Origin of the sequence: Shewanella sp. MMG014, from assembly GCF_018100775.1 — a bacterium.
Classification (GTDB): domain Bacteria; phylum Pseudomonadota; class Gammaproteobacteria; order Enterobacterales; family Shewanellaceae; genus Shewanella; species Shewanella japonica.
In genome coordinates this window covers 32,331-53,484 of sequence record NZ_JAGJDZ010000007.1, presented here as the reverse complement: position 1 = coordinate 53,484, position 21,154 = coordinate 32,331, and the positions used below count along the sequence as shown (strand labels likewise).

Genomic DNA, 21,154 nt, shown 5'->3' with positions numbered 1-21,154 from the left:
TTATGAAATCATGGGCGCTAAAGTTAATTGTTTTTTCTTTTGTGAGTTTGTCATTTTCAACCTCAGCAGCATTTAATTGCTCGGTCGATGTATCACGTGTACTTATTTACGGAAACGGCTCAGTTAATATACTCCATACAGGTAGAGGTGATTATACCTACATTTGTAATTTAAATAATGATTGGAAAGGTGTGAGTGTTACCACCTGTGCAATGTGGACTGGCATGCTGCAAAGTATCAAGCAAAATAATGGTAAAGCAATATTTTATTATGGCGGTGAAGGCAGTTGTTCAACTTTGCCGACTTATAGCGGCACGCCTGCACCTGTTTATATTGGTGATATGTAATAAATAATATGCAGATTAACAATGTAATGGATACTTTTATAAAAGGGATTTTATATGAAACATAAATTGATATTGAGTGTGTTCTTTGCATCTTGTTCACTCCCTTTAAGTGGCGCAACATTAGTATGCAGTGGTAAGGTTGAGACATTATCTTACCATGCGCCAAACAAGTTAATGATCCAATTATCCGATATGAATCGACCTGTGTTCTTTTGTAATCCAGATGCTGAGTGGAAAGTGACTGGCACCAGTTATATAACAGGGCCTGATACATGCAAAACACTCTATGCCACATTTCTAGCCATAAAAATGTCAGATAAAGTTGTTGAGTCAATGTATTTTGATGGAGCTCAAGTACCTAGCGACTGTCAAAGTTGGGAAAGTTGGAATTATGCTAACATTCGCCATTTTAAAATAAAATAACCGATATTTTTGTTTGGAGTTTCAATAATAAATTAACTTTTAAGTTATCCATTTGATAAAGCTAGATTATATAGGTACGAGTATGAGTGCTAGATACTGATAGAAATTATGACAAAGCGTACAGTTTATTATTAACGGCTTTTATAGCGGGTAAAAAAGTAACTGGCTACTCTGACGAATGTGCCACTTTTGATGGTCAAACGTATAACAGGATAAGAGGTTTTAAATACTTAATTGTTGAATAATTCAGTATTAAATAAATGATGAAGATACTTATTACGATTTTTATTAGCTTGCTATGTTTTTTTCATTCAAATGTTTCATTTGCCATCAGTGATGCCGTAGATGCAAAGGTTGTGTCTGTGCGTGTTGATCGAGATGGAAAAGGAATAGTGATTTTCGATAGAGATTTAAAAGGCACACGTCCTAATTGTGTTTCTGGTGGATATTCGAGGCACTTATCATTTAATTCTTCCCAGGATGGTGGTAAGTCAATAATGAGCTTAGCACTAACCGCACAAGTTTCAGGGAAAAAGATTAGGGCGAGAGGAACTGGGAGTTGTCATGATTATGGTCCAGTTGAATCATGGTTATGGGGTTGGACAGTTAATTAGTACTTTAACTTTATATTTATTTAGGATTACACCGTGAAGTATTTGCTTTTGTTTTTAATTATTTTTACGCCTTTAGTTCAAGCTAATTGTGTGCCGCACGGTTGCTTTGGGGTTGAAGTTGAAAAACTATATATCAAAGCATCGGGGATGGTGTATATAGCAACTTCGGGTGATGAAACGCTAATGGATTGTTCCGCAGTATCTGGTGTATACAGCACTTTAAGTCCTACAGACCCAGGTATTAATCGGATCTATTCTACTTTATTAGCAGCTCAGATGGCTGGTAAAAAAGTTTCAGTGAGAACTGTAAATAGCTCTAATGTGTGCCAAATATCTTATGTGACAATTGACAAACAATAACAATGCTCTTTTAGCTAAAAACAAGGAACGTTAATGCGATATATAATTCTTTTGTGTCTCAGCCTTTTGGTGTTACCTAATGTGGCCATATCAAAAAGATATTGGCCTAGCACTACATTAACGGATTGGTCTTTAAGTTTAAATAATGGTGTTGCCTATATCTCATCTCCTCAATTCCCTGAACATTGCAGTTATAGCCGCGGGCAAATCAATATGAGTGGCACTGAATTTGATCGTGCGCAATATGCTTATGCGCTTGCCGCAAAAGCTAAAGGTAAGAGTTTGAGATATGTTATTGATGATACTCATTCTACTTGCGTTATTTCAGGTTTATCCGAAGTAAATTAGTCATGGACGATTGTACATTTGAAAAAGTTATTTTTTATTGGGTTAATGTTGATGAGTTCAAACGGTTTTGCTGCATCAGGATGGTCAGGTGCAGCAACGATTGAATCGATGTATTTAGTTAATGAAGACCAGATTGTCATTAAGCTATCAAGTTTTAATAATGTTACTGGTTGTTCTTTTAGCCCTGATGGACAAGTTATGGTTAGGCCATCTAGTCAAAAAGTTTCCTATTCTATGATTTTATCGGCGTTTATGGCTGGCAAGAAAGTTAATTTTTATTTGTTCGGTGAATGCCAGACAACTCATTGGGCTGATGTCAGTTTTGCCTCTTTTGGACATTTAAAAGTGCTCCATTAAATCAAACGGAAATTGTATGTGGAAAAGAAATGTTGTTATCACGTTTAGTTTGTTTATTTTATTTTGTTCAAACTCTTTTGCCGAATCTTTTTCGGGGAAGGTTACAAGAATTAATTTGTACGGCGGTGATTGGGGAAATAGTTGGAAAGGGGGCATGCTATATAAATTAGATAAAATGCCTGCAGGAGTAACCTACTTTACTGTCAGACAATCTGATGTGGCATTTGATAATTTTTACTCTGCCTTACTCGCTGCTCAACATGCTAAAAGTAAAATTGTTGTCACCTATGACCCCAAAGCGATTGATGCCTATGGTTATGTTACTACTCGAGCCATTACTAGTATTTCCGATTAATTGACTTATCAGGCCGTTACGTATTTGGTAAACAAATACAGAGCTTATCAAATATTAAATTCACACATAATACAGCGTGGTTTTATTCAATGTTAAAATTTTCAACTTTTATGATTTTATTGAGCTCTATTAATCTTGCTTATGCTGGTGGTTGGGCTACTCCCGCTGTGCCTACTCATATTGAAATCGAAAGGGGAGGTGGCTTCTTCGTTTTAGGTGCTTTTGGTAATGCTGGGAATTGCACTAAATCGAATAGTTTTTATGTGAAGGTCGATCACCCACAGTATGACAAAATATATTCAACTGTATTAGCCGCTTATATGGCAGGTAAAAAAGTGAAGCCTTATATTCATAGTTGTCTACCTGTTACTTGGCATTCAGTCTCTAGTGTTACTTATAACACTATGACAAAGTCAGGTGCTTTATATATTCACGATTAACACTTAATAATTTGTGTACCAATTTATTATTACGTTACGAGTAGGGAAGCATGACATCTATTGCGTTTAGAGCTTTATTTTTCACCATTATATTAACTGTATGCAAATTTGCGACTGCAGGAAGTACTTGGGCATCAGGAAAAATCACTTCATTACTTGCATCTGGTGCGGAACCAGCAATTAGATTAGCGGGTAATATATCACCCGAAGATTGTAGTGGAGGCAAGTATGGCTGGCTATATTTTGAAGGCTCAGCAGAGGAAAAGAATAGGGTTTATGCCACAGCGTTAGCTATGTCACTGTCGAATAAGACTGTTACTGTTTATACCAATGGAGACGGTCAAAGGTGCAGAATTAGTAATATTCAAATTACTTCAGGGCTAGGATGATGAAATACTTACTTTTTGCATTGGCTTTATTTCTCCCATATTGGACCGTTAATGCTGCTGATATTGCATTCGGTAAAGTGATAGGTGTTAAGCATTATGATTTTAATAACGTTAAAGTTATTAAAGTCTATTTTTCTAAAGAGTCTACTCATCAAACGACTGAAATGTGCAATGGTGTTGGTACCATAACTCAAACAAAACATTCAGAGCAGGTTGTCAGCCAAATGCAGAGTATTGCTATGGCGGGGTACCTTTCTGGGTCAAAAGTTAGAGCATACTCTGAAAGTAATGATAGCTGCGAAATCGATCTAATTAGTCTGCAAGAAAGCTACTTTTAGCCATTAATGGATAAGTATTCGCGCGGTAAGAAGCAAAGGAATGTCAAATGAGAAAATTTTTATTATTAATAGCATTAATGCTACTGAGTCATCATGTTCTAGCAAAAAGTCCCAGTTGTTATAGTAGCCATAATGGTTATTGCCAGTATGAGGGGCAAGTACGAACTATTTATGTAAATTCTAGTGGGTTAATTTTATTGTATTTTGATGTAGCAATAGACCCCAGCGATGCAAGTGTTGCCAATGTATCTATTTCCCATGGAAATGCTGGTGCGATTCGCATAAGTGATAACCCAGACTTTGCTAACTTTTTTTATTCAACAGCGTTAGCTGCTCAAGCGAGTAAGCGTCCTGTGACTTTGCAAATGCGAGGCTCGATTAGTGGTTATTTAAAAATGGACAGAATTTGGCTGAAGGAGTAGTAAAGTGCTAAATTTTTCAAAATATCTGGGTGTAATAATTATTCTTGTATTTGGTGTTTTTTATCAAGGTCAGGGAGTTGCTGGATACAACGATAATATGAATGGGATAGTTTCAGAAATCTTGACTTACCCTTCTGGTCGAATTCTTTTTAAGTTACATAATCAGCCTAGTTCTCATCCTAGCTGTAAATCAGGTTTTTTTGCCATTGCTACCGATGTATCAGATAAAGGTCGAGAGATAATGTATTCGAGATTATTAATCGCTTACACAACTAAACAACCTGTAAATATCGGTTTTGATAATTTAGGGGATTGTGGGAGCGGCTACATACGAGTACATCGTGTAGGTTGATGTAATAGCATGGTGTTTCAAAGTTTTAGTAGTAAGTTGTTGTAGTAAATCGAGGATTTATCCTCGTTTTGTATGAGAGGTTATGTTGAAAGTTTTTACTGTAATTATTCTATTGCTAGCCAGCTCTTCTAGTCATGCCATATGGTTAAATACAACTGGTAAAGTTGCCAGTATTGTTACATATGCGGGTAGGGATACTGTACTTGTCAATTTAGATAATCATGGAACTGCAGTCGCAGAGTGTGCTAATAACTCTACTTTTGCTATAAGTCTTCACAACTCTATAGAGCAAAGGGCTAGAATGTTTGCAATTTTATTAGCTGCAAAAGCATCAGATAAAAGTGTGATTATTTCTTATAGCGATACTGGTGGTTGTGAGGCTTGGGATAGCAACCCAAGTGCATATAGAAAAATAACGAGGTTATATGCAATTGATTAAGGGGATGATATGAAGAAATTTATTGCGCCATTCATAATTGTTTTTACTCAGTTGTGTTTGGGGTGTTCCTCAACAAACAACCAATCTGCAGCCTCATTAGTGTTCAGCTTTTCAGATCCTAATAGAATCCAATTTCAAGGTAAAGGTGCAGGTGCTGGAATCGCTTTAATGTCTGCAATGGGCCCAATGGGTATTGCTGTCGGCGTTGCGATTGATGAAGGCATTGCAAAGGATATTCGAGCAGCCACTTCTGAACAGGGATTTGATATGCGTAACTTACTTTCGCATACAGCGAAAAACGTTACAGTAAATCAGTTTACGATTCGTTTCGAAGAGGCGAGTCTAAGTGGAATAAGTTCCTCAGATAATGAATATATGATTAATGTTGAAAAATATGGTTATAAAATTGTCGATGGTAATAACGATCTCACTGCTGCTGAGTTAGTTATTAGTTGGACTGATAAGAAAGGGTTAGCCCAAAAAATTCGCTATCCTCAAGAGTTTGAAAATGTCCCCGCATTTCCACTAGAGGAGGTAAGAGACAAAGGTGTTAAAGCTAACTCATTATTAGCGGATGCTGTTGAAGCCGTTTTAAAAAAATATTGGATATTACAACAAATATAATTCAAGGATTGAAAATGATAAAAGTAGTGATGAAGATAAGTTTTGTTCTGATTATTTTAGGTTTCTCGCTAAGTGCGAAAGCGAGTTTTTGGTCTGAAAATACAAAAATCCTTCACTTATATCCATCAGCAAGTGGAATGGTATTTATGACTGATTATCGTAATAGTGATGTCAGTACATGCGATAACGGTGGGCGATATTTAATCCCTCTTTCTCATGTTAATTATGATGTTCTCGTCAGTACTCTATTAGCTTCATATTTTTCTGGAATAAAAATTAGAATGAATGTAGATAGCGTGACACCCGCATGCAGCCCAACAATAAACCGTTTTATTGTAATAGGTTGATGTATTTAACTATTATGTTCATTTTTTTATGAGTATTATTTCTATCTAAATGTATTCAGTTCAAATCAGACTTGCTCAATAGGTGATAGGTTTAAACTTGTTATTTTTTGAGCTGGTATTCTATTCATATCTTCTAGTGCCGTCACACTCTGATTTCTACGATCTTCCGATACCTTGACATTATCTACCCCTTTAGAGACTATCGAGTCGAAAAAAATGTATAAATATTTAAAGGCTTTGTTAAGTAAAGTCTAATAAAATTAATAAAAATGAAGGAGAAGGCTATGTTTTATCGTGCGTTGATACTGTCTTTGTTACTAGTATTGCCAACTGCGGTTAAAGCCGAGAACTATTCAATTGGTACTGGTGGTCAAAGCGGTATTTATTATCCATTTGGCGGTGCGTTAGCCAAAGTGTGGTCAGATGAAGTCCCACAAGTAAACGTTAAGGCTGAAGTGACAGCTGCATCAGTTGAGAACACAATTAAAGTGGTACGTGGCGATATGATTGCCGGTATCGCGATGGGCAATGTTGTCCTTGATGCTTATAAAGGCGAAGGTAAGTTCAGAAGTGCAATGCCAGTGAATACACTGTTTGCCTTATATCCAAACCTTGTGCATGCCATTAGTCTTGAAAAGTCAGGCATCACTTCGCTTGCCGATCTTAAAGGAAAACGTATTTCATTAGGCGCTCCTGCCAGTGGCACAGCGGTAACGTCTGCTGCATTACTTGAGTCTATTGGTATTGATGTGAAAAAAGACATCACTGCTGTGTACCTAAATTATTCAGAAACCACCAATGCATTAGCTAATGGTCAAATTGATGCTGGCTTTATTGTGGGTGGTCAAGGTGTTGGTGCGGTGACTCAAGTGGCATTAACCCATAAGGTTAATATTATTCCTGTTTCTGCTGAAGAAAGTGCAGCGTTTATTAAGCAAAACCCTGCTTATAGCAATTACACCATTCCTGCCGATGTATACAACAATGTGGGCGCTGTGCCGACATTAAGTGTATGGAATGTGATTGTGGTTAGCGCCAAAATGAGTGATGAGATGGCGTTTAACTTAACTAAAGCTGCTTTTGAGAATATGTCAGAAGTGCAAAAGGTCGTGAAGGTTGCTGAAGCCACAACACCTGAAAATGCTGACCGCCTGCAAGGTGTGCCATTGCACCCAGGTGCGCAAAAGTATTTAGATAGTATTAAGTAGAACGCTGGATTTTCTACACGACAAAACACCTGTAGGTGAATGCAAGAACACAAAGGCAACGTAAGGTTGCCTTTGTATATTTAGGTCACTGATTGTGCTTAGGTGCAATCTTTGGCATAGAGGAAAAAATATGACCCAAGAACAAGGCAAAAAAGCCGAGCAATATGTGAGTGGGGATAATGCGCATCAAACAGGCCATAATCCTGATGTTGCCAACACACTTCCTTATGAAAAAACCATTAAAGTTATAGGCTACACAACACTTATCGTCGCAGTGTTATTGTCTTCATTTCAAATTTGGCAAGGTATTACCTCCACCATATCGGCCACTTATTTTCGACCAGTGCATTTGTGCTGGGTATTAATTCTGATTTTTTTACATTATCCGCTGATTAAAAATCGCCGCAAAAAAGGCTATTTAGCGGGGCGTGTGTTCGATCTTGCATTGTGTGGTATCACCCTCTTTGCTGGCTATAGAATGTCCATTTTTGACTACAACGATATCGACCATATGCTTTATGGTTTAGGTACTGTGGATTTAGTAGCAGGCAGTGCATTGCTGGTTTTATTGTTGGAAGGCTGTCGGCGTACCGTGGGGTGGGTGATGGTGCTGATTGCAGGGATGTTTTTAGCCTATAGCGCATTTGGCGACTTACTCCCTGGCGCAATGGCCACCAAAGCTTATTCACTGCAAGAGTTGATTCAGTTCCAAATATATTCAGCCAATGGTGTATTTGGCTCTGCCTTGGGTATTGCGGCCACAACTGTGTTTATTTTTGTATTGTTTGGTGCTTTTTTAGAAGTCACTGGCGCAGGTAAATTCTTTATCGACTTAGCTTTTTCAATTGCGGGTAAGTATCGTGGCGGCCCAGCCAAAGCTGCAGTATTGGCATCAGCTGGGCTTGGCTCTATTTCAGGCTCAGCAATCGCAAACACAGTAACCACGGGCGCTGTGACGATTCCGATGATGAAGAAGTTAGGTTATACCCCAGAGCAGTCGGCAGGGATTGAAGCCTCTGCTTCAACCGGTGGGCAAATTATGCCACCGATTATGGGCGCAGGTGCCTTTGTTATGGCGCAATTTACGGGGGTGCCTTATAGCGACATCATGTTGGCCTCTATTGCGCCTGCAATTTTGTACTTCTTTTGCACCTTACTTTATGTGCACTTAATGGCATGTAAGTTAAACCTTCAAGCGGCGAGTCGTACAGAAGCGGTGATTGAAGTGATGAAACATGGTGCTCATCATCTTATTCCATTGGTGATTATCACCGTGTTATTGATGATGGCCTACTCACCATTACTGGTTGGCGTAGCGGGTTGTGCGGCGATTTTAGTGACTGCTGCACTGCGAAAACATAGCCGTATTGGGATTAAGAAGTTTATCGAAGGCATGAAAAACGGTGCGCTATTAGCGTTACCTATTTCTGTTGCTTGTGGCGCTGCAGGCATCATTGTTGGTGTGGTAGGGCAGACGGGGATTGGCTTGCAGTTTACCCAATTTGTGATGGATTTCTCTGGCGGTTATATGTTGGTCGCGCTGGGACTTATCAGTATTGTGGCACTGGTTTTAGGGATGGGCTTACCGGTTACCGCAGCTTATATTGTCCTCGCTGTCATGGCTGTGCCTATGTTAGGTGATTTTGGCTTACCACTGTTAACGGCTCACTTAATCGTGTTCTGGTTATCGCAAACCTCCAATGTGACTCCGCCGATTGCGCTGGCTGCGTTTGCAGGCGCTGGGGTTGCCAATGCTAATCCGATGAAGTCATCCGTTGAGGCATTTAAGTTGGCAGGCGGTTTGTTCATTATCCCAATTATGATGGCTTACACTGACTTACTTAACCCTGAAGCTAGTATGCTGGCCTTTACATTCGCTATTGTTCAAACGGCAAGTATCATAGTCGCGATAGCAATTTCGATTGAAGGTTATTTGTTACGTTCGCTTTCAACGGTTGAGCGCTTGGTTGCAATCACCACTGTCCCTTGGGTGTTATTTAATCCATTTGGAACAGGCGTTATTGGCGTGGTGGTTGTACTCGGGTTATTAGCTGTGCAGTGGAAAACACAAGATAAAGCTACGGTTTAATAGGGTGAGTTAACAAAAAATAGGTTTAGCTTGAACGGCTAAACCTATTTTTTATACCTAATAAGCACATTGATGGTTAACAGCCAGTGATATCGACCGTTAATGTGTAGGTGGTTGCTGAGCCACCAGTGCCAGTCGGTTCAATATAGCGTACATGACAGTTAATGGTTTCATCATCTAAATCATAGCCGTAGCGCACATTTGACGAGCCTACTTCTACGTTTGGTGTACAACTTCCACTACCAAAACAAAAGTCTATCTCAGAGCCGATTTCGAGCATTTGCGGTAACCCGCCGCCATCATTTTCGCCAAAGGCTTCTGGGTAGCCCAGTTTCATCTCTATTACTTCGCCGTTGTAATCAATCAAACTGCGGTCATCTTTTTCGACGCCATCAATAGCAGCGCGTGAATAGGCTAAATCAAGTGAAGACTGAATCGCGGCTTTTACCCCTTGTACGGTCGCGATTTTTGCATCACTTTGAAGGTTAATAAATTTAGGTGCAGCAATAACAGCGAGGATCCCTAAAATAATGATAACAATCACTAATTCAATTAACGTAAAGCCTTTAGTGCTTGTGAGTTTAATTGAGCCTGAGGTTGAGTTAATCGCCATCTTCTGTCCTTTAAAGTGAATTAACAGCTTGTTTATTAGGGTTTACTTATGTCTTGTATGTTAAAACACATTGACTAAGATGCATAAGAAAAACTTCAATTAACCTATTTAGGGTAGTAAATCCTCCCCTATTTTGATTGCTAATCTGTGACTTTTTATTGTCATATTGCTTCAATATTTCGTGTAAATAGAGTTAAAAAAGCGTGCTGTTTTTTGGTTTTTTGGTCCAATTATAGTTTGCTCACCCCCTCCTAAATAATTACTTTTGGTGACCTTAGTGAAATATTTGTTAAATATGTGACCAATTAATATCAAATGTTTCTCTGTGTAAGTTATTGTTTTTTAATAATTTTAATATTCCCTTCATTATTCTGAAATCTTGTTGTCACTTAGGCGAAGTCTTTTTGTCATTTTTGCAGGTTAATTTGTCGACCAGCCAAATTACTTAACACGCTTAATTCCGTCCTCGGAGATGACAATGGAACTGAAAAACATTTTTAAACTTAACGCTGTATCTGCTGCACTTTCTGCAACCTTATTACTTGCAGGTTGTGGTGGCGATATCAATATCGATACAGGTTCAGACACTGAAACGCCAACAACTCCAGATACGCCAACGACTCCTGACGTATCAGATCAAGAAGCGGCTTACGGTGGATTTGCTGAGAAGAGTGCAACAATTGCTGCAATCGACGGTAAAGAAGTTTGGGTATTATCTGGCACACTTGCTCCTTCAACAGGGGCGTCAACGGTTAACGTTGGTGGTCAAGACGGTGACAAGATTATCCTAGGCAATGATGTTGTTTGGATGCTTGATGGCGCAGTTATCGCTGGTGGTGATAAAGCAGATTCAGTTGAGCTATCTGTCATGGCGGGCACTAAAATTGTAGGTGGAAGCGAGTCTTACCTAGTGATTAGCCGTGACTCTAAAATTATGGCAGAAGGTACTGCTGAAGCGCCTATCGTGTTTACATCATTGGAATCTGCACTGGGTCAAGAAGGCCAAGCGGGTCAGTGGGGCGGTTTAGTATTACTTGGTAACGCACCGGTTAACTCTTGTCCTGATTTAACAAGTTGTGATGCCGCTTTTGAAGTTGGCAGCCACAGTTACGGTGGCGATGACACAGAAGATAACTCGGGTGTTATTCAGTATGTTCGTGTTGAGTTTGGTGGCTTTAAAATCAACGACACACAAGAAATGAATGGTATTAGCTTTGCCGCAGTCGGTGCGGGCACCACAGTTGACCATATTCAAATTCATAAAAATAACGATGATGGTGTTGAATTTTGGGGCGGTAACGTTTCGCTTTCACACGTAGTGTTAACTGAAAACTTTGATGATTCGTTAGATTGGACTAACGGTTGGCAAGGTAGTGCACAACACGTTTATATTCGCCAAGAAGATAATGGCTCTAACCGTGGTATTGAAGCTGACAGTAACAGCAGTGCAGAAGCTGAACCACAATCTCGTCCTGCGTTAGCTAACTTTACTATTCAAGTGGCTAACGGTACTAACAGTGGCGGTGACGATGCTGAAGGTATTTTATTCCGTAAAGGTACAGCAGTAGATGCTTACAACATGCTTGTAAAAGGTGATGTTGATTCTGGTGAATGTTTAGAAGTTAACGATGACAACACAGTAACCACTGCTGAAGCCGGTAACTTAAACATGCAACACAGCTTAATTGATTGTGTTGAGCCGTTTAAAGATGCCAAACCTGATGCGGATGAAGGTCGTGAGTTAGCACTTGATGTTGAGCAATGGTTCCTAGAGCAAGATGGTAACTTAGCTGGTGCATCTGATTTATCAGGTTATATGCCTAATTCATCATCAGTCGCACTGACTGGTGGCGCTGCAGATTTAGCTAATATGGATGACCGTTTAGTTGATGCGCAGTACATTGGTGCTTTCGATGGCACAACTGACTGGACTACAGGTTGGACGACAGCTATTCACGAAGATGCTGCGCCTGCACCGACTGAACTGCCAGTATTAACATCTTGTCCTGTTGGCACAACGTCAGAAGAAGTGGTAGCTGGGCTTTATAAAGATGCTAACGTCACTTTAGTGTGTTCAATTCAAGGCAATATCACTTCAAATACCACGCTACTTGCTGGTCAAAACGTGATGTACAAAGTGGATGGTGGCGCGGTCGTTGTAGGTGGTGATAACACTGATTCTGCAACGTTAGCCATTCAAGCTGGTACGCAAATATTTGCTACAGATAACAGCTATATTGCGATTAGCCGTGGCTCTAAAATCATGGCGCAAGGCAGTGCAGAACACCCAATCGTGATGACTTCACAGCAAGATGTGATTGCTGGTGCTGAAGGTGAGCGTGGTCAATGGGGGGGTTTAGTGTTACTGGGTAACGGCGAAACCAATACTTGTCCTGATAAAAATGCATGTGACGCTTCATTCGAAGTTGGCGATTTCCCATACGGCGGTAACGACAACACAGATAACAGTGGTCAAATTAGCTATGTGGTTGTTAAGTATGCTGGCTTTAAAGTAAATGATACCCAAGAAATGAACGGCATCTCGTTCGCAGCAGTGGGCAGTGGCACGCAAGTAGACCACATTCAAGTTCATGCGAATGGCGATGATGGTGTCGAGTTCTGGGGTGGTGCGGTCAATCTTAAATATGTCTACCTAACCGACAACTTCGATGACAGCTTAGATTGGACTAACGGCTGGCAGGGTAAAGCACAATACGTGTATATCACTCATGAAGATGGTCAAGCTAACCGTGGTTTTGAAGGTGATAGCCACAAAGGCGCTGACGATACGCCGGTTTCAAATCCTACTATTTCTAACGTAACGATTCTGCCTGGTACCGATATTGAAAATGCCAGTGGTGACAAGGGTGAAGGCATTATCCTTCGTGTTGCAACGGCAGCTTCAATTCACAACTTATTGATTCAAGGTCGTAAAGGGTCAACCTCTGATACTGAGTCGGGTGAGTGTCTAGAGCTAGACGGGACTTATGCAGGTCTTGTGGACAATGTTAACGATGGGTCATTAATGATTTCTCACTCAGTTATCGATTGTAACGAGCCATTCAAGTACAGCTCTGATAATGCAGCCACAACGGATGCTGTTGATACAGAAGCATGGTTCCTTGCTCAAACGGGTAACTCAGCACAAGCAGTAACATTAACAGATGGCATGCCAGCAGGTACTGACACAGTATTGCTAGGTACAGGTCTGGATATGAGTACTGAAGACAGCTTCTTCGAATCAACTGACTACATCGGTGCATTCGACGGTCAAACTGACTGGCGTGAAGGTTGGGCATTTATCAAGTAACTAAAGAGGTTACTTGCTAAGCCCTAAACATCAGGGAGCACCTCCCTGATGTTGCATAAGCGCTCAGTAAGACTCAATTGCTGAGCGCTTTTTAAAGTTTGACCAATGAATTAATAAGTTTCTTATCTGCCATTGATACCGTAGACATAAGAGTCAAAGCGATATCGAGATGGCGCTACCTGAACTGTGGACAGGATTGAAAAACGCTATGAAAACCAAGCCGAGTTTTATCGCTAACAAGCTAAGCCTAGCTGTTGTAACTGCTATTTCAGCAGCTTCACTTTTTACAACATTGCCTGCTTACTCGGAAGAAACACCTGAAGTTGATGCAGGTGAAGATTTCCCAATTGAAGTTATTGCTGTTACTGGTCGTTTACGTACCTCTGCGTCAGCTGCTGTTGAAGAACGCCGTGAACAGCCAACGGTTGTGGACATCATGGGATCTGAACAAATTTCCCGTACTGGTGACAGTGACGCCGCAGCGGCGCTTCGTCGTGTAACAGGATTAACCCTAAAAGATGGCAAGTTTATTTATGTACGTGGTTTAGGTGAACGCTATTCAAGTACTTCTTTAAATGGTGCGGTTGTACCATCACCAGACCCTACTCGTAACGTGGTTCCGCTGGATATGTTCCCAGCGTCGATTATTGAATCACTGTCGGTTCAAAAAGCGAGTACTGCAAGTACGCCAGCTGCTTTTGGTGGTGGACATGTTGATATTCGAACTAAATCTATCCCAGCTGATTTTTTCTTCAAAGCATCAATCGGTGGTCGTTACAACACTAATGATTCAGATGACACATATACCTATAACGGTGGCGGCGATGATTGGTTGGGTCAAGACGACGGCACACGCGCCATGCCAAGTAGCATTAATGATGTCACTAATATGTATGGCGGCATTAGCCCAATTGATATCGTGACCGGCTCAAATGGCACCGTTACCTTTCCTGAAGCGCAAGCGATTAACCGTGGTTTAGCCAGTGATATGTACCGTGATATGACGGTATACACCGAAGGTACAGATCCTGGGTTACGCGGAAATATCGCCATTGGCGATCGCTGGGATATCACTGACGATATTATTTTTGGTGCCATGACAGCTGTGTCTTATAAAGAACAAGCAGAAAACTACACCAAAACCGAAGTTGAACTAGCGGGTGATGCTGATAACGTTCAAATCGAAAACGCTAAAGATGTGATGGGAACTGACTCAATTGTGCAGATGTCAGGCATGTTGAATTTAGGTTTAGAAATTGGCTACGACCATAAAATTGAAACCTTCTCAACTTACTTACGTGATACCTCAGATGATGTGTCAGTGGCCATCGAAGAAACCATCGATACCATTTCAGAGCCTAACGCACTGCAGGTTTATGATGTGTCTTATGAAGAACGTAACCTTATCAGTAATCAAATTAAAGGGACGCACTTCTTTGAGTACCTGTGGGATTTAGAAGCCAATTGGATGTATTCCAATGCCAGCTCAAAGCGTTATGCACCTAACGAGCTGTCTTACACTTACAACGTTGTTTTTGACGATGCTAACAACATGACAAGTCGTAACTTGAATACACAAGATGCGCCAAAGTATGTCTATAGTCGTCTTGATGATAATACTGAAAATTACAAAATCGACTTAGCATTGCCGATTGAATTTGGTGATGCAAATATCCTTAAAATTAGCGGTGGTTACGAATACTTTGAACGTACTCGTGAAAGCTATGCGACCCGTTTAGGTTTCGATGTGGGCTTAAGCCCAACCGATCCTAATGGCGACATTTTATCGAGTGATTTTGACAAGATTTTCTCAGATGAAAACATCGCTAACGATACATTAGATTTAGAATTAAAAGACGCATCGACCGATACCGAAGACTATGTCGCAGCAGAAATGATTGATGCTGGTTTCGTTAACTTTGATTTTGATTTTGATGATGTATGGCGATTTGTTGCGGGTGTGCGTTATGAAGACTTCCGTCGTGTCACTCTACCATTAACTCCAGATGGTGAAATCTCTGATGAAAGCGGTCGTTATGGCATTGAAGATTATGCGATAGCAGAAGATGGATGGTTCCCGTCGATGTCGTTAACGTGGAAGTCATCAGATCAAAGCCAGTGGCGTCTCGGGGCGAGTAAAACATTGGTTCGTCCTGATTTACGTGAAGTGGCGCCAGTTCGATTCCAAGATCCAGTGACTGGATTCGATTTCTTTGGTAACCCAGAGCTAGAAAGTTCAGATATCTACAACTTAGATTTACGTTGGGAATACTACTCAGATGACGGTGCTAATTTAAGTGTTGGTGGTTTCTATAAAGACGTTGATGCGCCGATTGAAGCGATTCAACGCATTTCAGAAGCGGGTCGTCAGCTTAAGTTTTATAACGCAGAATCGGGTGTCATATACGGTATTGAAACAGAGTTCTTACATGACCTTGGCTTTATTGGTCGTGAAGGTGGATTCTGGGAAGACTTCTTTGTGGCTGGTAACGTGACCTTAAGTGATTCAGAAATTGAAATCCTAGGTAATGGTGAAATTGACCCAACCAACAATAAGCGCCGTATGACAGGCCATTCAGAGTGGGTTGCTAACATGCAATTAAGCTTTGATTCTCCTGATGAATCTCACAGTGCCACACTGGTTTATAACGTATTTGGAGAGCGTATTGCCTACGGTGGTCGTGGTGGATTAGATGATGTCTACGAGCAACCTTTCCACAGCTTAGATTTTACTTATAGCTTCTTACCTACAGAAAGTTTTGCAGTGAAATTTAAAGTGAAGAATATCCTTGGTGAAACAACAGAGTACGACCAGCAAGATGTGGTGGTATATGCAAAAGAGCCAGGAACAGAATTTACCTTACAGTTTAATTACGAGTATTAATGGGTAATTAGCAAGGTAAACCAAGTACAGGCTATTGGCATTTTTACTCATCCTTTAAATGCCAATAGCTGTGTACATAGTGTGAGGTGCAATATGACTTCTGGAACAAGTTAAATTGGTTATGCCGAACACGTTTATTTAAGACAAATGTAAGACCAGTGCAATTGTTAACGGTATTACTTCATCCTTTTACTTTTATCAATGCGCGAGGCCACTTTCTTCTGGAACAAGAAAGTGGCCATTTTTATTGTTAGCTTTGGTAAATTAACTGCGCTTTAGCAGCAGTTAAGCTTGGTTGCTGTCAATAAAGTTACTGATAGCCTTTGAGATTAAATCTTTTTTCATTTGAGTTTTTGCCACAGGTTGATCAAACCAAAAACTCATTGGCTGATCAAAACCAATACCATGCATGTAGTTGTAAATAGCCTTTCGTAAGCCTTCACCTAGCATTTCATGATCGGTATTGGTTGGGTCTGTAAACTCAACATCATTTTCGGCAAACAAAATTTCAGGCCGTTCGGCCAATGTAATTCCAAATTGGTCTGGGTTCATACCGATAGGGCTGTGGACTGTTGCGACAAAACGATGCCAGTACGCCGATTGAAAACAACCTTGGGCCATCATTTGACGAACCATTTCGAGCGAATCAACGGTTTCTTGTTCGGTTTGTGTAGGAAAGCCATACATGAGATAGGCGTGCACCATAATGCCTGCATCACTAAATGCTTTAGTGACTTGTGCTACTCGTTCAACACTGACACCTTTCTTCATGAGTTTTAGTAGTCTGTCTGATGCTACCTCTAAGCCGCCGCTCACAGCAATACAACCAGAGTCGGCAAGTAATTGGCAGCGAGCTTGGCTAAAGGTTCTTTCAAAACGAATATTACCCCACCAACTGATCACTACATTTCGCTCAATAAGGCGTTTGGCAAATGCAAATAAGGTTTTTGGTGGCAGGGCTTCATCAACAAAGTGAAATCCTGTTTGGCCTGTTTCTTCAATTAACTGTTCGATGCGATCCACTAAAATATCAGCGCCTGCAGTATCGTAGCGATCGATGTAGTCGAGACTAACATCGCAAAAACTACATTTTCGCCAGTAGCAACCGTGGGCAATGGTTAACTTGTTCCAACGTCCATCACTCCAAATTCGGTGCATCGGGTTAAGCATTTCGCACAATGACAAGTATTCATCTAAGGGGAGGCCATCATAAATTGGCGCGCCCACATCGACTTGTGGAATATCGTGCAAGGCAGTATTTTCGTTAAAATGCACATACGGATGACCATGCTCATTTTCTGCGAGAAAATACGTTCGGACTAAATCGTCGACTTCCCGCTGACCTTGAAAATATTCAAGTAAGGTCAGAAAAGGGCGCTCGCCATCATCAAGACAAATAAAATCTACAAATTCAAATACACGAGGATCTTTCAGAGCACGTAGCTCTGTATTAATAAAGCCGCCACCAAGTACGACTGGTAACTCAGGGTTAATGGCTTTACAGGTTTGCGCAATACGCAGTGCACCAAGCATATTGCCTGGAAAAGGCACCGTTAACGCAACCACACTTGGCTGAGTATCTTCAAGATAATGCTCAACCAGTTGTTCTAGAATCTCTGAGCTGAAAGTGGGCTCATCCATTAAGGTGTCGTAGAGGTTATCAAAGCTTGGATTCGCTGCAGCAAGTTGCTCGCCATAGCGGCTGACTTCAAAGTAAGGATCAACCCCTTGAGTAATGACATTGGAAAGATCATTTATAAATAACGTGGCTAAATACTTGGCTTTATCTTGTACGCCTAAGTTACCAAAGGCTGCTTGGAGAACATCGCCAGAAACGGCTTCCATCTGCGCAATGGCATCAAAAGCTGGGCCTTCAGGTAAAAATCGTCGTGAGTTGATCCGTAGCGCTAAACTAGGATCTTTGCCTTGTAAAAAACGGATCGCAGCTTCAACACACTGATGATAACGTTCAAATTCTGCTAAAAATGCATGTACTGCAGGTGGGAGTTCATCGTCTTCAAAATGCTCGAAATTTGCTTCTACATGTTGACGAATAATTTCCAGTGCAGGGGCGGTCATCATTTCTAAAAACAGCTCAATGGCAGGATCTCGTTGCACCGCTTCATAGCCCTGAGAGCGAAGGAACCCGGTTAAATAGGCCGTCGCTGGATAAGGCGTATTTAGCTGAGTCATGGGTGGGGTCATTAGAAGTACGGTCATAGCCTGCCTTTGAATAATAAAACTTTGCTGCTTTTCTAGCATAGTCATAACACAAGCCCTTAGTAAGCTTTTGAGTTATACATAGCCGCAAAGTCAGGCAGCCGATACAGTTGCCATCAATAATCGAGGGATTCTAGCAAATGCGCTAAAGGGGTTCTACTTCAAGATGAAAGTGGTGGCGAGTCAATGGGAGTTTACTGGTAAAAAAAATGGATTAGCTGATATAACCAATTGCTAGTGAGTATATTATTAATGGTGATTACAGCGACTTGAATTTTAAAGCTGAATGCTTTTATTTAATAACAAGGGGTAAAGTTAAGCCTTGTTGAATTTATATTTAAGGCGCTTGGTTTTAAGACAGTGAGATGTTATTTGGGGGACAAGTTTCTGAACGAGTTTTATATAAGAGAATGTAACGGCCAAATATAAATAATAGACCAACTTAGGATATATAAGCTGGCCTATTTTATATTGACGATTTAATTATTTTTTAAAGAATGCTTCGTTAGTGCCATATGGGCCTAAGTTAAGATCGCGCTTACGAATTTCATCAACACGATCAAATGCTTCTTCTGCAGCGTGAAGGTTTTTCACATCACGACGCCAGTAATATTTGAAACCATTAAAGTTAGCATTGTTTGGGTACCAGTAGAATACACCAAGCCCTTCATCATCAAGGATTGGAGTGTTATGGATGGCATTACCCGGAATATAGAAGTACTGTCCTTTCTTTAATGGTTGGAACGTATTTTGAGCTAATGTTTTACTGCCGCCGTTGACCACGTAGTAACATTCAGGTTGTCCGTGGAAGTGAGGCTCATGATCAGATTTACCACCATTAGTAATACCAATAACCATTGGCGAGTCTGCTAGATCTTTCCAGATGTAACCCACTGGAGAGTTCGCTACGTCGCAGTTTTTTGCTTCAAGTACGTTACCTTCATCATCTAATGTTTTACAAAAACGTTGATCTTTAGCGATGCTGTCATTTGCTTGAATAGTATTAAAGTCAATTTTACCCGCTTCCCAATCGGCAATGTATGCTTCAATTTCTGGGTTACTACATTGCACTGGCATCGTGTCTTGTGGTGCATGCACACTGCTGTCAAATGGGACTGGTGTCATTTGTTGGTAAGGGAGCTGTGCATGGTTACATTGAGGACCTTGTGCAACAGCAGCTGTTGATGCTAGCGCAGCAATACCAAAAATCATCTTTAATTTCATTGTTAATCCTATTTAGAACTGTGATATTTGAATGTTAAATTCGTTTTTTATTAATATGTTTTTACTATAAATACAAAAAGGTAAATTAAAGGTGAAATAGATCACGTACCTTTTTCAGTGACAATTTTATTCGTGACAGCTATCGCGATTTTTTATTAATTGAGAATATCTTCAAATAATCTATTTAATTGGGTTTTATGTTTACAAATAATAAAAACACACGTTTATTATTTTATTACTTTGTTAATTGCAGCAAGACTTAATCATTATTGAAAAGAAAACTGCATACTGAGCTGCAAGTATTGCGATTGACCGTTTTCAACAAGCTCAGTGCTTTCTAACCTAGCTTTGTCATTGATGGCATATTGGCCCACCTCGACACCGACACTGAGTTCGGGTGTTAGGTTAGTGAATAAATTCACCCCCACATGGGTCCGTCTGCTGCGTTGTACTTCGGTAGCGGTATGACCGATAAACAGGCTAGTGCGCCAGTTGTGATCCCAAAAGTGACGATAAGCTGCCATGGCTGACAAGGTGGTTTCTAATTCGCCTTCGATTATGTCTTTTGCAGCATCGGTACCCACATAGCGGCCTAAGTTGCCATAGTGCAATTGAATACGTAAATCGTCTTTGCCGAATGTACGCAGTTTGCCTGCAACTGACATTCCAGTGCTGACTTGCTGGGTCTGATCTGGGTCTAAGTAGCGAATAACACCAGAGGCTGAAACATTACCCCAATCGCCTTTCGTGTTATAACGCACAATAAAATCAGGTACATAATCATTGCGAGTGTCAATCCAGTCTGGCTGTTCATTAAGCGATGAACCTGGATTAGTGCCATAGGTATAAGGGTTTTCAAGTGCAAACTGCCAATGATTAAAGGTATAACGTACTAAAGCCTGGCGCACCATGGCTTGACCAACGAGTGGGCCACCAAGATCTGCGGTTTCTGCAAAAGCTGTCGTATTGACTAGTGTCGACCAAGTTTGTCCTGCAACGACATCTTGGTATTCAATAAAAGCATGCCTTAATCTCGGGCTGTATGAGTTAGAGATAATGGCATTACCTTGAGATGAGCCTACAAAGTCAATCTCAATAAAGCCACGAACATCATTAGACGACACGCCAAGGTTTAAGCGACTTTCTTGGGCGCTAAATTGTGTGCGTTGAGTTGATTCAGATACCGAGCCGCCTCCGGTCCAGCTGTCTTGGAACGCAATATCACCGTTAACATGGCGTGCATTCATTTTAAGAAAACCACCCAGTTCAACTTCCATTGCCTCTGAAAATGGTGCGCAAAAAGCTAAACAGGCACACAAAGGTGTGACAATAATCCGTTTATTCATAGTTAGCGTGTTGGAACGAAATGAGCCCAGTAAAAAGTGATGACAACAAGTGGTCACTCAAAACGGTTGGTTAATAGAAAGAGCACCAGCAAAACGTGGGAGTAT

23 protein-coding genes are annotated in these 21,154 nt (G+C 40.7%); 19 read left to right on the top strand and 4 right to left on the bottom strand.

All coding sequences use genetic code 11. The features are described 5' to 3' along the window. Positions 1-2: 2 nt before the first annotated feature. From J8L86_RS12580 to J8L86_RS12500, 17 genes are all read left to right on the top strand, one after another. A complete protein-coding gene (locus tag J8L86_RS12580; RefSeq protein WP_211030613.1) occupies positions 3-347 on the top strand; it encodes a hypothetical protein in 345 nt (114 codons plus the stop codon). Positions 348-401: 54 nt separating this feature from the next. Then, entirely contained in the window at positions 402-770 is a 369-nt protein-coding gene (locus tag J8L86_RS12575) for a hypothetical protein (protein WP_211030611.1), read from the top strand. 260 nt (positions 771-1,030) lie between these two features. Then, positions 1,031-1,384: a hypothetical protein gene (locus tag J8L86_RS12570; protein ID WP_211030609.1), complete on the top strand. Its 354-nt coding sequence runs from the start codon at positions 1,031-1,033 to the stop codon at positions 1,382-1,384. A 33-nt stretch (positions 1,385-1,417) separates the two neighbouring features. Beyond that, complete coding sequence (locus tag J8L86_RS12565) at positions 1,418-1,744, top strand: hypothetical protein (protein ID WP_055022787.1); 327 nt, start codon at positions 1,418-1,420, stop codon at positions 1,742-1,744. 33 nt (positions 1,745-1,777) lie between these two features. Next, positions 1,778-2,092 carry a hypothetical protein gene (locus J8L86_RS12560; protein ID WP_211030607.1) on the top strand — a complete coding sequence of 105 codons (315 nt, stop codon included), beginning with the start codon at positions 1,778-1,780 and terminating at the stop codon, positions 2,090-2,092. 18 nt (positions 2,093-2,110) lie between these two features. Further along, complete coding sequence (locus J8L86_RS12555; protein ID WP_211030605.1) at positions 2,111-2,449, top strand: hypothetical protein; 339 nt, start codon at positions 2,111-2,113, stop codon at positions 2,447-2,449. Between the two features lie 16 nt (positions 2,450-2,465). After that, positions 2,466-2,804, top strand: coding sequence for a hypothetical protein (locus J8L86_RS12550; protein WP_211030603.1), 339 nt, complete (start codon positions 2,466-2,468; stop codon positions 2,802-2,804). 89 nt (positions 2,805-2,893) lie between these two features. Continuing rightward, the gene (locus J8L86_RS12545) at positions 2,894-3,244 is read left to right on the top strand and encodes a hypothetical protein (protein WP_055022963.1); all 351 of its coding nucleotides are present in this window, start codon (positions 2,894-2,896) and stop codon (positions 3,242-3,244) included. A 50-nt stretch (positions 3,245-3,294) separates the two neighbouring features. Continuing rightward, complete coding sequence (locus J8L86_RS12540; RefSeq protein ID WP_211030601.1) at positions 3,295-3,633, top strand: hypothetical protein; 339 nt, start codon at positions 3,295-3,297, stop codon at positions 3,631-3,633. Beyond that, on the top strand, positions 3,633-3,971 hold the full coding sequence (locus J8L86_RS12535; protein WP_211030599.1) for a hypothetical protein: 339 nt from the start codon (positions 3,633-3,635) through the stop codon (positions 3,969-3,971). The genes J8L86_RS12540 and J8L86_RS12535 overlap by 1 nt, the downstream gene beginning before the upstream one ends. 47 nt (positions 3,972-4,018) lie before the next feature. Continuing rightward, entirely contained in the window at positions 4,019-4,393 is a 375-nt protein-coding gene (locus J8L86_RS12530) for a hypothetical protein (RefSeq protein WP_055022781.1), read from the top strand. Positions 4,394-4,397: 4 nt separating this feature from the next. Next, entirely contained in the window at positions 4,398-4,745 is a 348-nt protein-coding gene (locus tag J8L86_RS12525) for a hypothetical protein (RefSeq protein ID WP_200913355.1), read from the top strand. An 82-nt stretch (positions 4,746-4,827) separates the two neighbouring features. Further along, entirely contained in the window at positions 4,828-5,184 is a 357-nt protein-coding gene (locus J8L86_RS12520) for a hypothetical protein (protein WP_235530825.1), read from the top strand. A gap of 9 nt (positions 5,185-5,193) precedes the next feature. After that, the gene (locus J8L86_RS12515) at positions 5,194-5,808 is read left to right on the top strand and encodes a hypothetical protein (protein ID WP_211030597.1); all 615 of its coding nucleotides are present in this window, start codon (positions 5,194-5,196) and stop codon (positions 5,806-5,808) included. Positions 5,809-5,822: 14 nt separating this feature from the next. Continuing rightward, positions 5,823-6,155 carry a hypothetical protein gene (locus tag J8L86_RS12510; protein ID WP_055022779.1) on the top strand — a complete coding sequence of 111 codons (333 nt, stop codon included), beginning with the start codon at positions 5,823-5,825 and terminating at the stop codon, positions 6,153-6,155. A gap of 269 nt (positions 6,156-6,424) precedes the next feature. Then, positions 6,425-7,363: a TAXI family TRAP transporter solute-binding subunit gene (locus J8L86_RS12505; RefSeq protein ID WP_259651253.1), complete on the top strand. Its 939-nt coding sequence runs from the start codon at positions 6,425-6,427 to the stop codon at positions 7,361-7,363. 130 nt (positions 7,364-7,493) lie between these two features. Then, a complete protein-coding gene (locus J8L86_RS12500) occupies positions 7,494-9,452 on the top strand; it encodes a TRAP transporter fused permease subunit (RefSeq protein WP_211030595.1) in 1,959 nt (652 codons plus the stop codon). Between the two features lie 76 nt (positions 9,453-9,528). Here J8L86_RS12500 and J8L86_RS21280 read toward each other — a convergent pair whose 3' ends face one another. After that, a complete protein-coding gene (locus J8L86_RS21280; protein WP_055022777.1) occupies positions 9,529-10,065 on the bottom strand; it encodes a prepilin-type N-terminal cleavage/methylation domain-containing protein in 537 nt (178 codons plus the stop codon). Between the two features lie 478 nt (positions 10,066-10,543). Here J8L86_RS21280 and J8L86_RS12490 point away from each other — a divergent pair, with 478 nt between their 5' ends. Next, positions 10,544-13,375 carry a hypothetical protein gene (locus J8L86_RS12490; RefSeq protein ID WP_211030593.1) on the top strand — a complete coding sequence of 944 codons (2,832 nt, stop codon included), beginning with the start codon at positions 10,544-10,546 and terminating at the stop codon, positions 13,373-13,375. A 208-nt stretch (positions 13,376-13,583) separates the two neighbouring features. Further along, on the top strand, positions 13,584-16,259 hold the full coding sequence (locus J8L86_RS12485) for a TonB-dependent receptor (protein WP_211030591.1): 2,676 nt from the start codon (positions 13,584-13,586) through the stop codon (positions 16,257-16,259). Between the two features lie 285 nt (positions 16,260-16,544). Here J8L86_RS12485 and J8L86_RS12480 read toward each other — a convergent pair whose 3' ends face one another. From J8L86_RS12480 to J8L86_RS12470, 3 genes are all read right to left on the bottom strand, one after another. Next, positions 16,545-18,479: a B12-binding domain-containing radical SAM protein gene (locus J8L86_RS12480; protein WP_211030789.1), complete on the bottom strand. Its 1,935-nt coding sequence runs from the start codon at positions 18,477-18,479 to the stop codon at positions 16,545-16,547. A 483-nt stretch (positions 18,480-18,962) separates the two neighbouring features. Continuing rightward, positions 18,963-19,703, bottom strand: coding sequence for a cupin domain-containing protein (locus J8L86_RS12475; protein WP_065109738.1), 741 nt, complete (start codon positions 19,701-19,703; stop codon positions 18,963-18,965). A gap of 266 nt (positions 19,704-19,969) precedes the next feature. Continuing rightward, complete coding sequence (locus J8L86_RS12470; RefSeq protein ID WP_211030589.1) at positions 19,970-21,049, bottom strand: hypothetical protein; 1,080 nt, start codon at positions 21,047-21,049, stop codon at positions 19,970-19,972. Between the last annotated feature and the right edge of the window lie 105 nt (positions 21,050-21,154).

What these genes read in the sequence shown, in the direction of transcription:
- J8L86_RS12580 (WP_211030613.1), top strand. Translation starts at nt 3, where the DNA reads ATGAAATCATGGGCGCTAAAGTTAATTGTTTTTTCTTTTGTGAGTTTG.
- J8L86_RS12575 (WP_211030611.1), top strand. Translation starts at nt 402, where the DNA reads ATGAAACATAAATTGATATTGAGTGTGTTCTTTGCATCTTGTTCACTC.
- J8L86_RS12570 (WP_211030609.1), top strand. Translation starts at nt 1,031, where the DNA reads ATGATGAAGATACTTATTACGATTTTTATTAGCTTGCTATGTTTTTTT.
- J8L86_RS12560 (WP_211030607.1), top strand. Translation starts at nt 1,778, where the DNA reads ATGCGATATATAATTCTTTTGTGTCTCAGCCTTTTGGTGTTACCTAAT.
- J8L86_RS12550 (WP_211030603.1), top strand. Translation starts at nt 2,466, where the DNA reads ATGTGGAAAAGAAATGTTGTTATCACGTTTAGTTTGTTTATTTTATTT.
- J8L86_RS12545 (WP_055022963.1), top strand. Translation starts at nt 2,894, where the DNA reads ATGTTAAAATTTTCAACTTTTATGATTTTATTGAGCTCTATTAATCTT.
- J8L86_RS12540 (WP_211030601.1), top strand. Translation starts at nt 3,295, where the DNA reads ATGACATCTATTGCGTTTAGAGCTTTATTTTTCACCATTATATTAACT.
- J8L86_RS12535 (WP_211030599.1), top strand. Translation starts at nt 3,633, where the DNA reads ATGAAATACTTACTTTTTGCATTGGCTTTATTTCTCCCATATTGGACC.
- J8L86_RS12530 (WP_055022781.1), top strand. Translation starts at nt 4,019, where the DNA reads ATGAGAAAATTTTTATTATTAATAGCATTAATGCTACTGAGTCATCAT.
- J8L86_RS12520 (WP_235530825.1), top strand. Translation starts at nt 4,828, where the DNA reads ATGTTGAAAGTTTTTACTGTAATTATTCTATTGCTAGCCAGCTCTTCT.
- J8L86_RS12515 (WP_211030597.1), top strand. Translation starts at nt 5,194, where the DNA reads ATGAAGAAATTTATTGCGCCATTCATAATTGTTTTTACTCAGTTGTGT.
- J8L86_RS12510 (WP_055022779.1), top strand. Translation starts at nt 5,823, where the DNA reads ATGATAAAAGTAGTGATGAAGATAAGTTTTGTTCTGATTATTTTAGGT.
- J8L86_RS12505 (WP_259651253.1), top strand. Translation starts at nt 6,425, where the DNA reads ATGAAGGAGAAGGCTATGTTTTATCGTGCGTTGATACTGTCTTTGTTA.
- J8L86_RS12500 (WP_211030595.1), top strand. Translation starts at nt 7,494, where the DNA reads ATGACCCAAGAACAAGGCAAAAAAGCCGAGCAATATGTGAGTGGGGAT.
- J8L86_RS21280 (WP_055022777.1), bottom strand. Translation starts at nt 10,065, where the DNA reads ATGGCGATTAACTCAACCTCAGGCTCAATTAAACTCACAAGCACTAAA.
- J8L86_RS12490 (WP_211030593.1), top strand. Translation starts at nt 10,544, where the DNA reads ATGGAACTGAAAAACATTTTTAAACTTAACGCTGTATCTGCTGCACTT.
- J8L86_RS12485 (WP_211030591.1), top strand. Translation starts at nt 13,584, where the DNA reads ATGAAAACCAAGCCGAGTTTTATCGCTAACAAGCTAAGCCTAGCTGTT.
- J8L86_RS12480 (WP_211030789.1), bottom strand. Translation starts at nt 18,479, where the DNA reads ATGACCGTACTTCTAATGACCCCACCCATGACTCAGCTAAATACGCCT.
- J8L86_RS12475 (WP_065109738.1), bottom strand. Translation starts at nt 19,703, where the DNA reads ATGAAATTAAAGATGATTTTTGGTATTGCTGCGCTAGCATCAACAGCT.
- J8L86_RS12470 (WP_211030589.1), bottom strand. Translation starts at nt 21,049, where the DNA reads ATGAATAAACGGATTATTGTCACACCTTTGTGTGCCTGTTTAGCTTTT.